The 12,254-nt window shown below is 30.5% G+C and carries 10 protein-coding genes and 2 riboswitches; of the genes, 4 read left to right on the top strand and 6 right to left on the bottom strand.

Annotated features, from left to right (window positions below; all coding sequences use genetic code 11):
- Positions 1-249 precede the first annotated feature (249 nt).
- A riboswitch (cyclic di-GMP riboswitch) is annotated at positions 250-333 on the bottom strand.
- Positions 334-352: 19 nt separating this feature from the next.
- On the bottom strand, positions 353-718 hold the full coding sequence (locus BO51_RS04115; RefSeq protein ID WP_496484235.1) for a hypothetical protein: 366 nt from the start codon (positions 716-718) through the stop codon (positions 353-355).
- A 135-nt stretch (positions 719-853) separates the two neighbouring features.
- Positions 854-1,387, bottom strand: a complete 534-nt coding sequence (gene hpf / locus BO51_RS04120; protein WP_496484237.1) for a ribosome hibernation-promoting factor, HPF/YfiA family — start codon at positions 1,385-1,387, stop codon at positions 854-856.
- Positions 1,388-1,666: 279 nt separating this feature from the next.
- On the opposite strand from hpf, the gene BO51_RS04125 reads away from it, so the two are divergent.
- From BO51_RS04125 to BO51_RS04140, 4 genes are read left to right on the top strand one after another with little or no spacing between them, the layout of a single operon-like run.
- A complete protein-coding gene (locus BO51_RS04125; RefSeq protein ID WP_496484239.1) occupies positions 1,667-2,557 on the top strand; it encodes an FUSC family protein in 891 nt (296 codons plus the stop codon).
- Entirely contained in the window at positions 2,558-4,246 is a 1,689-nt protein-coding gene (locus tag BO51_RS04130; RefSeq protein WP_496484241.1) for a DUF7986 domain-containing protein, read from the top strand.
- A gap of 11 nt (positions 4,247-4,257) precedes the next feature.
- Positions 4,258-6,243 (top strand): S9 family peptidase, encoded by a 1,986-nt coding sequence (locus BO51_RS04135; protein ID WP_496484243.1) that lies wholly within the window; start codon positions 4,258-4,260, stop codon positions 6,241-6,243.
- Positions 6,244-6,256: 13 nt separating this feature from the next.
- Positions 6,257-7,165: a YihY/virulence factor BrkB family protein gene (locus BO51_RS04140; RefSeq protein ID WP_496484244.1), complete on the top strand. Its 909-nt coding sequence runs from the start codon at positions 6,257-6,259 to the stop codon at positions 7,163-7,165.
- On the opposite strand, the gene BO51_RS04145 is transcribed toward BO51_RS04140, so the two are convergent.
- The 4 genes from BO51_RS04145 to BO51_RS04160 all read right to left on the bottom strand — a co-directional run bounded on the left by BO51_RS04145 (position 7,166) and on the right by BO51_RS04160 (position 12,229).
- Positions 7,166-7,810, bottom strand: a complete 645-nt coding sequence (locus BO51_RS04145) for a ComF family protein (protein ID WP_496484246.1) — start codon at positions 7,808-7,810, stop codon at positions 7,166-7,168.
- On the bottom strand, positions 7,800-10,034 hold the full coding sequence (gene recD2 / locus BO51_RS04150; RefSeq protein ID WP_496484248.1) for an SF1B family DNA helicase RecD2: 2,235 nt from the start codon (positions 10,032-10,034) through the stop codon (positions 7,800-7,802). The genes BO51_RS04145 and recD2 overlap by 11 nt, the downstream gene beginning before the upstream one ends.
- Before the next feature lie 83 nt (positions 10,035-10,117).
- Positions 10,118-11,299 carry a methionine adenosyltransferase gene (gene metK / locus BO51_RS04155; RefSeq protein WP_496484249.1) on the bottom strand — a complete coding sequence of 394 codons (1,182 nt, stop codon included), beginning with the start codon at positions 11,297-11,299 and terminating at the stop codon, positions 10,118-10,120.
- Between the two features lie 67 nt (positions 11,300-11,366).
- Positions 11,367-11,464: riboswitch (SAM riboswitch) on the bottom strand.
- A gap of 66 nt (positions 11,465-11,530) precedes the next feature.
- Complete coding sequence (locus BO51_RS04160; RefSeq protein ID WP_496484251.1) at positions 11,531-12,229, bottom strand: ATP-binding protein; 699 nt, start codon at positions 12,227-12,229, stop codon at positions 11,531-11,533.
- Between the last annotated feature and the right edge of the window lie 25 nt (positions 12,230-12,254).

Genomic DNA, 12,254 nt, shown 5'->3' on the forward strand with positions numbered 1-12,254 from the left:
CGACAACTACCATAAAAGTATAATTTTGCGATTTTCTAGGTTCTTATGAGCCTATTTTTTTTATCCTGTTTTTTCATAGGCTACTTTACACTATCCCAAAATAATATTACTACACACTAACACTAAATTGCTCAAATCAAACTCCTCCTTCTATAATTCAAATGTATATTTTTCCTATGCGTTTCATTATATTGCCTAAATCTTATACTAGTATTATTTATATATTAGCCAAAAACAAAAGCTGCTTGAAAAAGTAGCTTGACTGTCCTAGCCTATAGCCTTAGACTCATAGCTTTGCGTCCTTATCTTTCGATAAGTTTGCCAGTTTGAAAAAATACCTTCGTATTGGTTATCAAATTGCCAAATTTTCGTTTGATTTAATCCCACTCAAATCTAAAAAATAAATATATGTTTTTAAGTCAAAAGATGTGAAAATATTTATTAAGTAAAAATTTCCTAACTCTGAAATATATTTCCCATATTTTTTGCTATTATCAGGTGTCAATTTATAATATATGTCTTTGAATGATGGAAAAAATTCATTTAAATGAAATATAACATCTGATACACTTCTACCAATCAAATCAAATTCCTCAATTTTAAATATTTGATAGAAATTTTCACTCATATCTACTAATAAAAAATCCAATAATTCATCGGCTTCATTGTATATGGGAATTAACCCAAAATAGAAATCAGAACTTGTTTTGCACTCCATAATAATCACTTCCGAATTCTTTCTTTTTTATATAATACCACTGACTGGTTTTATTTCAGTTTTATTTCAGTTTTATTTTGGTTTTATTTCTTTTAGACATAAAAAAAACAGGGTTTCCCCTGTTTGATCTTTGTTTTATAAAATTTCTGGTTCTATTAATCCGTAGTTCCCATCTTTTCTCTTATATACAACATTTACTGCTTCTGTTTCTGCATCCATGAAAATGAAGAAATTATGTCTTAGCAATTCCATTTGCAATATAGCTTCATCTGTCGTCATTGGCTTTAATACAAATTTCTTTGTCCTCACTAATTTCGGTTTATCTTCTTCATTTTCTTCTAATGTAGGTAAGTTCTCAAATCTAATAGTTTCTCCACTTTTGTATCTCTTTTGTAATTTGGTTTTATGTTTCCTCATTTGTGCTTCTAATACATCTACAGCTTTGTCGATAGATGCATACATATCATCACTTGCTTCTTCGGCTCTCAAAATTGTCCCAGGAAGGTTTATGGTAACTTCAATTATTTTTCTATTTTTTTCAGTGCTAAAAGTTACATTCCCAACGAAGTCATTTTGAAAATACTTATTTAATTTACTGAGCTTTTTTTCAGTTACAGATTTTAAAGCATCTGATACCTCCATATTCTTTCCAGTAAAATTTATTTTCATAAACCCAGCTCCTTTCAGATAAGTCATTACTTATATTATTTAATTATATTATACCTAAAAAGGATATGTATTAAACAATGATTTATAATTTAAACAGCTAATTAATGATTTGTGGAAAATATGTTGTTAATTCTGTGGATATGTCTTGTTTTATCTGTGGATAATGTGGATTGTTTTGTGGAAAACTTATATTTATCTGTTTTTATTTGTGGATTAATATCTTGATAATTGTTTATAAATGTTATAATATTAGTAGAAACTTTTTTGAAGGAGTTATTTATGTTTTTAGATAAATATAAAATTGGAATGAGAACAATTAAAACCGGTATAGCTGTCTCTTTAGGCATGTTTATTGCCGACAAATTAGGTTTATATTCTCCTCTTTTTGTTGGACTTGGTGCAATTAGCACGATGCAATCTAGTGTTTCAGAGTCCTTTCAATCAGGTAAAAATAGAATGTTGGCAACTATTACTGGAGCAATTGTTGCTTTAGTCATGAATTACATTTTCCCCATCAATTATTTTTTTATGGGTATTGGAATAATAATAGTAATTCACATATTAAATCTTTTAAATTGGAAAAAAGCTATTTCTCTTGCTGCTATGGTTTTTATTGCCGTTTATATGAATAGAAATACAGAAATAATAACATATGCACTTAATAGAGTTCTTGATACATCTGTGGGTATAATAGTAGGAGTATTAGTAAATTATTCAATCTCTGCTCCACATAGCGATGAGCAATTTGATCTAATCTTCTCAAGTATGAAAAACGATATCAAAGACATACTTTATGATATAATTACAGGAAGAAACAATTTTGATCTTTCAAGATTTAAATCTAAACTGGATAAATTAGAATCAACTTATGAATTGGCTAAAGATGAAAAACGATATAATTTTATGAATAAAACATTAATTGACGATGATTTAGCGAAATTAAGGGCGATGCAACTTATTTTTACTGATTTGGCAGCCTTAAAATCTCTAAATTGTAAATGTTGTCTAAATGAAAGCAACAAATCATCGATAGAGAAATTATTAAATATGACATTGTTTCTTAAATGTGATAATGAGATAACTAAAGAAGACGTGATTTATAATTATCACATCTCATCACTTTTAAAAAATTTATCAAATATGAATCAAACTATTAATTTGGAGGTATAAATGAAAAACTTAAATTATGATGTTCTGATGCAGATTAATAGCGATATTTACAAAAATCTCGAAAAGTATATTAGAGCTAAAAAAATCAAAGAAGAATTATTCAATAAAATTCCACTTCAATATCCACCTTTTTTATTAGATGAAGAAAGCACCGCATTTAATATGTGGTTGATGTGCGATTATAAAGATGAAAAAGGTAAAACAGTCATAGACAAATACCTATATGACAACTTTTTAATTAGCAGTATTGAAAAAGAAGTACTAATCGCAAAGAAAAAATCCTATCCTTCTCTGTATGAAATATTGGAGATAAAAAATGAAATTATTGTTGCAAAAAATGCATTCACTGCTGATATTGTAGAAATACTTGAACCTTCTGCAAAGCGAATTCTTAAAGAAGGAGATAATTTTTTAGCAAGGGTAGACAATGTTTTAAGTTATAATATTTTTTCTGGTGAAATAACATATGCTCCTAAATCTGTAGTTCCATACTTCATTAAAGAAGTTCTTTATGACTTTAACTACGAGTTATCTAAAGACTTTAGCCTCTCTTTTTCAAATTATGTAAAAACCAATTGTTTGAGATTCTATGACATGTTTTATATGAATGCATATGAACATTTCAATGCTTCAAAAGAGGATGCATTGTCCATATACGAAGATATTGAAGAATTTCAGTCATATATCGTATCAAAAAGAGACTCTAATATTTCAGAAAAATATATAAGCAAATTGTTTGAAATATATGATTATTATTTAAAACCTGAAGAGTTGAGCTTGAGGGATATCAACAAAGTCGATCTGATTAAACTATTTAGAGATGCAATTTATGATGGTTTTATTGTCTCTAGTGAGTCTTTCTTATTGTATTTAGATGCTTTGACTGAATATGTCATCTTTAAATCAAATCAAACTATAGACTTCACACTTTCTCTGCAACAAATTAGAAAAATAAGGGAAAATAGATTTGAGTTTATTAATGAGATTCATACTGAAGATAGCTATTTTTACAAGGATAATTATCTTGTATCCAAACTATCTGAGTTAGACACAACTATAAACGATGATTTCATTAAGGATTTTGATGTATATTTGATTTATCTGATCTCAAATCCTTTGACCCTAACAGACAAAAAGCAAAATGTTAGGAAAGCCGATAAGTTAATTTTAATGGACTATATGTTCGGTTTGTATGAAATTGGTGATTATTTCAAATCAAGTATAGATGTTTTAGATATATTTAGGACATTAGGTTTATCCTTAGCAGTACTTGAGATAAAAGACAATAAATTGACAGCAAGTGATATCGTGGAAGATTACCTAATATTGACTCAAGAGGAAAAAATGCAGATTATGTTGTCAGAAATTTTTAAAATAGACTTTATTAGAACTTGTTTTTCTATCGATATTAAAAAAGCTGAATATTTAAAAGACTTGTCAATTAAAATATTAACCAAAATCATGAGATATCCAATGTCACTTGAAGAATTATACGAAGAATTTAAATTTGAAAAACAAGTATCTTCATTTTTGTATATTATAAATTTAATTGGTTTAATAGAAATCAATGATAGAAAAAAGCTTTTACTCACTCCTATTGGCAAAGTCTGCCTTCCTTTTATTAATCAATGGGATAAGAGGAAGATGGATAATATATTAATATTTACACCAAAAAAATCTGATAATTAATGGAGGTCATTATGAAAAAATTAGAGTTAAAAGATTTTACAGATTTTAAATTTATATCATCAATCAATATCTCTCCAAACGCTAAATATTGTGGTTTTGTTGTAAGCAGCATGGATCTAGAAGAAAATAAGTATTTATCTAATATTTACATTTCTGATGATAATGATAAAATTAGAAAATTAACCAGTTTCAATGAGGAGCGAAGTTTTTTTTGGAAAGATGAAAAAAATATTGTTTTCACAGCTATTCGAGATAAAAAAGATAAGGAAAAAGTAGATAATGGCTATCCGCTTACCGTGTTTTATGAGATAAACATTGATGGTGGCGAAGCTAATAGAAGCTTTAGTGTGCCTTTAAATGTATTTTCTACCGATATGATTGACGAGAATCATTATCTATTCACAGCTATGTACGATCAAAGTTTAGGCGAGACTATATCGCTTAATGATGAAGAATTAGATAAAAAAATAAAAGAGAAAAAAGAAATTTCAGATTATGAAATTTTAGATGAAATTCCTTTTTGGTCTAATGGAGAAGGTTTTACCAATAAAAAAAGGGCTCGACTATATTATTATATTAAAGATGAGAATAAATTAATTCCAATAACAGATGAGTTTACAAATGTTCATCAGGTCTATTTATCAGAATCAAAAGATAAAGCTTTATTGATAACTTCTTCTTTCACAGATAAGATGCACTTGTTTAGCGACATCCATATTTTAGATTTGAATAGTCTAGAAGTAGAAAAAATATCTCCATTCCGTGACTTTAACTATGGATGTGCTTTATTTGTTCTGGACAAAATTGTTTTCTTTGGCTCAGATATGAAAAAATATGGAATCAATCAAAATCTTGACATTTACTTAATGGATAGTGATGGCTCAAATTGTAAAATACTTCTTAATTTTGATGAAGGTATTGGAGATTCAGTAGGCTCTGACTGCAGGTATGGAAGTTCTCGCTATTTCAAAGTTGATGGCGATGCTCTGTATTTTGTATCGACCAGCGGATATAATTCATTTATAAACAAATTGACTTTAGATGGGAAATTAGAAAAAATAACTCAACCAAACGGGTCCATTGACGATTTCGATGTGGTGAATGATAAAATATATTTTACAGGGCTAAGGGATATATACCTTCAAGAACTATATATTTTAACTGAGACCGAAAAACCTTTAACTGATTTTAATCTTTGGGTTGTGGAAGAAAAAACAGTTTCAAAGCCAGTTTATATAAATGTTAAGAATCAAGATGTCGCACTTGATGGTTTTGTTATCAAACCTGTTGACTACGACGAAACAAAATCATACCCTGCCATATTGGATATCCATGGAGGACCAAAGACTTGCTATGGCAGTGTTTATTACCATGAAATGCAAGTTTGGGCAAATAAAGGTTACTTCGTCTTCTTTTTAAATCCAAGAGGCAGTGATGGGTATGGAAATGAATTCGCAGATATTAGAGGTAAGTATGGCAGTATAGATTATGATGATATCATGGCTTTTACAGATAAAATTCTTGAACTCTACCCTAATATAGATAAAGAAAATATTGGAGTAACTGGTGGCTCTTATGGTGGATATATGACGAATTGGATTATTGGACACACAAATAGATTTAAAGCCGCAGCATCTCAAAGGAGCATCTCAAATTGGGTTTCATTCTTTGGAACCTCAGATATTGGCTATTATTTTGTTCAAGATCAAGTAGGTACAAATCCTTGGGACAATCAGCAAAAATTGTGGGATAATTCTCCTTTAAAATATGCTAACAATGTCGTTACTCCAACTCTATTTATTCACTCAAATGAAGATTATAGATGCTGGATAGACCAAGGTTTTCAAATGTTTAATTCATTAAAATACCATGGTGTTGAATCTAAACTAGTAATGTTTAAAGGTGAAAATCATGAGCTATCACGATCTGGCAAACCAAAACATAGAATTAAGAGATTGGAAGAGATTACTAATTGGTTTGACAAATATCTAAAATAAAGTTGGTGTAATTTTGAATAATCTTATTGATAGGCTTTTAACTCATAAGCCAATTATTGTACTTGATCATTTTATCTACAAGTTACGTGATGACTATATATTTGGGTATGCAGCACAAATGGCTTATTATCTAGTGCTTTCAATATTTCCTTTCTTAATTGTGTTGTTAAATGTATTAAGTCTTACGCCAATTGTAACTGGTGAAATGCCATTAGAATTCTTAGAATTATTGCCAGTTGAAGTGACTAATATAATTGAAGGCTTTGTAAAAGATATTGCAACATCCAGTAGTCAAGGCCTTTTATCAATAGCTGCAATAGCAGGTCTTTGGACTGCATCAGGCGGAATGATGGTTACAATGAGGTCTATAAATGCTGCATACGGTTTTAAAGAAAAGAGATCTTATTTGAAACGAAAGCTACTTTCTCTTTTGTTTACAGTCGCTTTATTGATCCTTATAGTAATGGTATTTGTTACGCTAGTTGTCGGTGAATTGCTTGGAAAATGGATATTTGCATTTATTGGCAATGAAGTTTTATTCTTAAATCTGTGGCAATACTTAAGGTTTATTATACCAATTCTCTATATGATCATAATATTTGCGCTGATGTATAAATATACGCCTAGCACAAATAGAGAGAATAAAATTAAGTTTAAGTCTACATTGTTTGGTTCTATATTTTCTACATTAGGTTGGATAATCGCATCTATATTGTTCTCTTATTATGTGAATAATTTTGGCAATTACGCAGTAACATACGGAAGCTTAGGTGGAGTTATTGTATTTCTCATTTGGCTTTATATAATCAGTATGATAATCATCTTAGGTGGGGAAATTAATGCCACTTTGCTCTTTTATAAAAAAAACGGAGTCTCATTTTACAAAGAAACTAGTTTCCTATACGACTTCTTTTTAAAATAATCATCTTATAGGCGTAGATAAACAGAGCCCAATAATTTTATCTGCGCCATTTTCTTTTAATTCTTTACTACATAATTCGAGTGTCATTCCAGTGGTTACAATATCATCTATTAATAGTATCTTCTTGTCTAATATTATCTTTTCTCTCTTTACAATGAAAGAAGAGCTTAAATTTAGTCTCCTTTCATACAGATTTAGCTTATTTTGTTCTTTAGTCCATTTTCTTTTTATAAGTACATCTTTATATATCGGCTTTTTATTATATTTTGCTATTTCATTTGCTAATAAATACGATTGATTATATCCTCTAATAGCCTCTTTTCTTCTATGTATTGGAACTGGTATGATTAGGTCGTAATCAAATATTTCTAGTTTACACAAAGTCTTATTCATATATGAAGAAAAGGTTTTAAAAAGATAACTCTTATTATTAAATTTATACTGATGTATAAAATCTTTAGCAAATCTATTGTAAAATATGGAAACATATAAGTCATCGACAAAATCGGTTTTTAAGTTCACCTTGGCATGTAATTCTTCAATTCTATCTCTACATTCTTCGCATAACCCATATATTAAATTTTCATCATAATCTTTGCAGAAGCTGCATACATTTTCTGTTGGGAATAAAAATTTATCTATCATAGCTTATACCTTCTTTAGAAAAGTAACTATAGAATTGTTGTATTTTTCTATCAAGGGATGAATACCTCTTTTCTATTTGATCGTTGTTTACCATCGTATGAATGTATCTTCTATCTCCGATCAAAACCACAAGTTCTTTGGCTCTTGTTATTCCCGTATAAAGTAAATTTCTGGTTAAAAGCATCTTAGGTCCAGATGTGATCGGCATGATAACAGCTCTGAATTCACTTCCTTGGGATTTATGGATTGTTATAGCATATGATAAAGTTAATTGGTCAAGATCTTTAAAATCATATTCTACTTCTTTTTCAAAATCAAATAAGATCTTTATAATCTCATTTTCATCATCTATATCTTTTATTATTCCAATATCCCCATTGTATATCCCTTCGCCTTCTTCTTTGCCTTCTTCTGTTGTTATTGTCCATTTCATCTGATAATTGTTTTTTATTTGCATTACTTTATCGCCAATTCTAAAGCAAAAGTTTCCAAATATTTTTTGTGCTTTATTTTTATCAGCTGGGTTTAATGCATCTTGAAGTTTTTGATTTAAAGAAATTATTCCTACATCTCCTTTTTTCATTGGTGATAAAACTTGAATGTCATTTATTGGATCAAAGCCATAATATCTCGGTAATCTCTCTACCACTAGCTCTTTTATCTCTTCTAAAACTTCTTTTGGTGAATTCTTTGTTATAAAGAAGAAATCTTTGTCTTTCTCATTTAAAATTGGCATTAATCCATTATTTATCCTGTGCGCATTGACAATTATCATGCTATTTTCTTCTTGCCTAAAAATTTCATCTAGTCTTACAACTTTTATCATATTTGAATTGATTATGTCCCTCAATATATTTCCTGCTCCTACTGATGGAAGTTGGTCAACATCACCAACTAATATCAATCTCGAACCTAGCTTTATAGCTTCCATTAATTTATTCATGATCAAAATATCAACCATTGATGCTTCATCTACAATGATCAAATCGCTTTCAATAGGATTTTCATCATCTCTTAAAAAGTTGAATCCATCATCACCATATGATATTTCCAGCAATCTATGCAATGTCTTTGCTTCATAGCCAGTAGATTCTTTAATTCTTTTAGCTGCACGTCCAGTTGGTGCTGCTAATACAAAAGTTTTGTTTTCCTTTTGATAAATCTCGATTATAGCTTTTATAATAGTCGTCTTACCTGTCCCGGGCCCACCAGTCAAGACAACTACACCGGTATCTATAGAACTTTTAATAGCATCTCTTTGCTTTTTAGCAAATTTTATATTGAATTTTCTTTCAATATCATTTATTTCTTTTTCTACATCAATATCTATATCATCTAATTTTATATTGCTTAATTCTACTAATTTTCTTGCTATATTATTTTCAAACGTATTGTATGGAGCATAGTAAATAATATCTTCTTCATCGATCTTCATCTTAACGAAATTATCAGCAAGCAACAAACTTTTTAGTTCATCTATAACTTTACCCTTTGGCACTTCAAGCAAATGCTCTGCTCTTTTTATTAACTCTTTCTCAGGCAAATAGGTATGTCCATCTGCTATTGCTTCATGCATAATATAGTTAAGCCCTGCCTTTATTCTGTAAGGTGAGTCCATTTCAATTCCTATTTTGTTTGCGATTTCATCTGATATCTTAAATCCTATTCCTCTTATATCTTCAATAAGTCTGTAAGGATTCTCTTTAATTAATCTGACTGTTTCACTGCCGTATTCTTTATAGATTTTTAGTATTTGATTGGTTGAGATATTGTGTTCTTTAAGTTCTACTACAATCTGCCTTATTTCTCTCTGTTCTTCAAAAGCTTTCATTATCTTTATTAGTTTTTTCTCGCCAATTCCTTCCACTTCTAATAATCTTTGTGGATTATACTGAATTATATCCAATGAATCTTCCTTAAATCTGTCTACTATTTTCTTTGCAGTAGCTTTCCCAATATGAGGTATCAGTCCAGATGATAAATAGCTTTCTATTCCATTTAAAGTAGATGGTAATTTCTCCTTTAGGCTAGTAAATACAAATTGTTCTCCAAATTTGTCATGATATATAAAATTTCCTTCTAACTCAACATATTGATCATTTTTTATGAAGAAAGTCTTGCCTACAAATGTCACTGGGCCATCTGATGTATTAAGCCTTCCAACAGTATATCCATTTTCTTCGTTTCTAAATATTATCTCTTCGACAGTGCCTTCTATGAGCATAATTTACCTCCATATAAACCTCTACTACTATATATTATACAACAAAGACGAAAATAAATCCCTCTCAAAAGAGAGGGATTTATTTAAAGAGCTTTTCTTAAAATTTCTGCTTTATCAGTTTTTTCCCAGCTTAAGTCTAAATCAGTTCTTCCGAAATGCCCATAAGCTGCTATTTGCCTATAAATTGGCTTTCTCAAATCCAGATCGCGAATAATTGCTGCAGGCCTTAAATCAAAATTTTCTTTAATAAGTTTCACTATTTCCTCGTCACTTATTTTACCTGTTCCAAATGTATCGACATTTACAGATAGTGGATGTGCAATTCCAATAGCATATGCGACTGCAACTTCGCATTTGTCGGCAAGCCCAGCTGCAACTACATTTTTTGCTACATATCTAGCCATGTAGGAAGCTGACCTATCTACTTTTGTTGGATCTTTCCCAGAAAAAGCTCCACCGCCATGCCTTGCATATCCACCGTAAGTATCCACTATGATCTTTCTTCCAGTAAGCCCAGCATCTCCCATTGGCCCACCGATTACAAATCTTCCTGTAGGGTTTACATATATTTTTGTATTATCGTCAATCATAGTAGGCGGTACTATTTCAGTTATCACATGCTCAATTATATCTTCTCTAATTTGTTCTAATGTCACTGCTGGTGAATGCTGAGTGGAAACTACAATATTCTCAACTCTTACAGGTAAATCATCATGATACTCTATAGTGACTTGAGTCTTTCCATCTGGTCTTAAATAATCAAGTGTGCCATTTTTCCTAACTTCTGCAAGTCTTCTTGCTAACCTATGGGCAAGTGAAATTGGCATAGGCATAAGTTCAGGTGTTTCATTACATGCATATCCAAACATCATGCCTTGATCTCCTGCACCTATTTTATCTAATTCATCATTTGATAAATTTTCTTTCAATTCTAAAGCTTTGTCAACTCCTAGCGCTATATCTGGTGATTGTTCATTTATAGATGTTAAAACCGCACATGTATCAGAATCGAAACCATATTTAGCCCTAACATACCCTATTTCTTCTACGGTTTTTCTTGCTATTTTAGGTATATCTACATAGCAATCAGTAGTTATTTCTCCTGCTACTAATATTAGCCCTGTTGATGCGATGGTTTCACATGCAACTCTAGCATTCGGGTCTTGCTTTAATATTTCATCTAATATCGCATCTGAAATCTGATCGCAGACTTTATCTGGATGGCCTTCAGTTACAGATTCAGATGTAAAATACCATTTTTTCATCTTATTCCTCCTCGAAAAATTATATATTTAAAGCCTTTCCAAAAGGAAAGGCGCTTTTAAAAAAACGACCTCATCTTCCAGAATTCATAAACTCTGCAGGAATTAGCACCTTTAATAGGTTGCCGGGTTTCATTGGGCCTGTCCCTCCACCACTCTTGATAAGGCATCAAGATATTCAATTCACAAAGCATATAATAGCACAGTTACTCTAGTGAGTCAACAATAATTATTCTATTCTAATATTCTGCCATCAGAAGATATCGTCACTACTTGCCATGGTATAAATTTACCACTATCTATTAATGATCTTTTTACTGCTTCCACGATTCCCCCACAGCATGGCACTTCCATCCTCACAATTGTAACACTTTTTATATTATTTTGTCTAATTATTTCAGTCAATTTTTCTGAGTAATCTACCATGTCTAGTTTTGGACATCCAATTAAAGTTATTTTATTTCTCATGAATTCATTGTGGAAATTTCCATATGCATATGCAGTACAATCTGCTGCTATCAGCAAATTAGAATTATCGAAATATGGTGCTTTTATTGGCGCTAATTTTATTTGAACTGGCCATTGTTTTAGCATACTACTAACATTTACTGCCTCAGCAGTTAGTGATGAAGTTTTCTCTTCTCTTTCAATTGCTTTTGCCATAGAACCTGGGCATGAATGTGAATGATTATCCTTTGATAACTTCTTAGCTAAGACAGCTTTTTCATCATATTCTAAAGCTTCTCTTTCAACGAATGTAATAGCTCCTGTTGGGCAGACTGGCAAACAGTCCCCTAACCCGTCGCAATAGTCATCACGTAATAATTTTGCTTTCCCATCTACCATGCCAATTGCACCTTCATGACATGCATTAGCACACAGTCCACAACCGTTGCATTTTTCTTCATCTATATTTATGATTCTTCTTTTCATGATATCCTCTCCTCTTCTAAATTAT

Source organism: Soehngenia saccharolytica DSM 12858, from assembly GCF_059568515.1.

What these genes read in the sequence shown, in the direction of transcription:
- BO51_RS04115 (WP_496484235.1), bottom strand. Translation starts at nt 718, where the DNA reads ATGGAGTGCAAAACAAGTTCTGATTTCTATTTTGGGTTAATTCCCATA.
- hpf (WP_496484237.1), bottom strand. Translation starts at nt 1,387, where the DNA reads ATGAAAATAAATTTTACTGGAAAGAATATGGAGGTATCAGATGCTTTA.
- BO51_RS04125 (WP_496484239.1), top strand. Translation starts at nt 1,667, where the DNA reads ATGTTTTTAGATAAATATAAAATTGGAATGAGAACAATTAAAACCGGT.
- BO51_RS04130 (WP_496484241.1), top strand. Translation starts at nt 2,558, where the DNA reads ATGAAAAACTTAAATTATGATGTTCTGATGCAGATTAATAGCGATATT.
- BO51_RS04135 (WP_496484243.1), top strand. Translation starts at nt 4,258, where the DNA reads ATGAAAAAATTAGAGTTAAAAGATTTTACAGATTTTAAATTTATATCA.
- BO51_RS04145 (WP_496484246.1), bottom strand. Translation starts at nt 7,810, where the DNA reads ATGATAGATAAATTTTTATTCCCAACAGAAAATGTATGCAGCTTCTGC.
- recD2 (WP_496484248.1), bottom strand. Translation starts at nt 10,034, where the DNA reads ATGCTCATAGAAGGCACTGTCGAAGAGATAATATTTAGAAACGAAGAA.
- metK (WP_496484249.1), bottom strand. Translation starts at nt 11,299, where the DNA reads ATGAAAAAATGGTATTTTACATCTGAATCTGTAACTGAAGGCCATCCA.
- BO51_RS04160 (WP_496484251.1), bottom strand. Translation starts at nt 12,229, where the DNA reads ATGAAAAGAAGAATCATAAATATAGATGAAGAAAAATGCAACGGTTGT.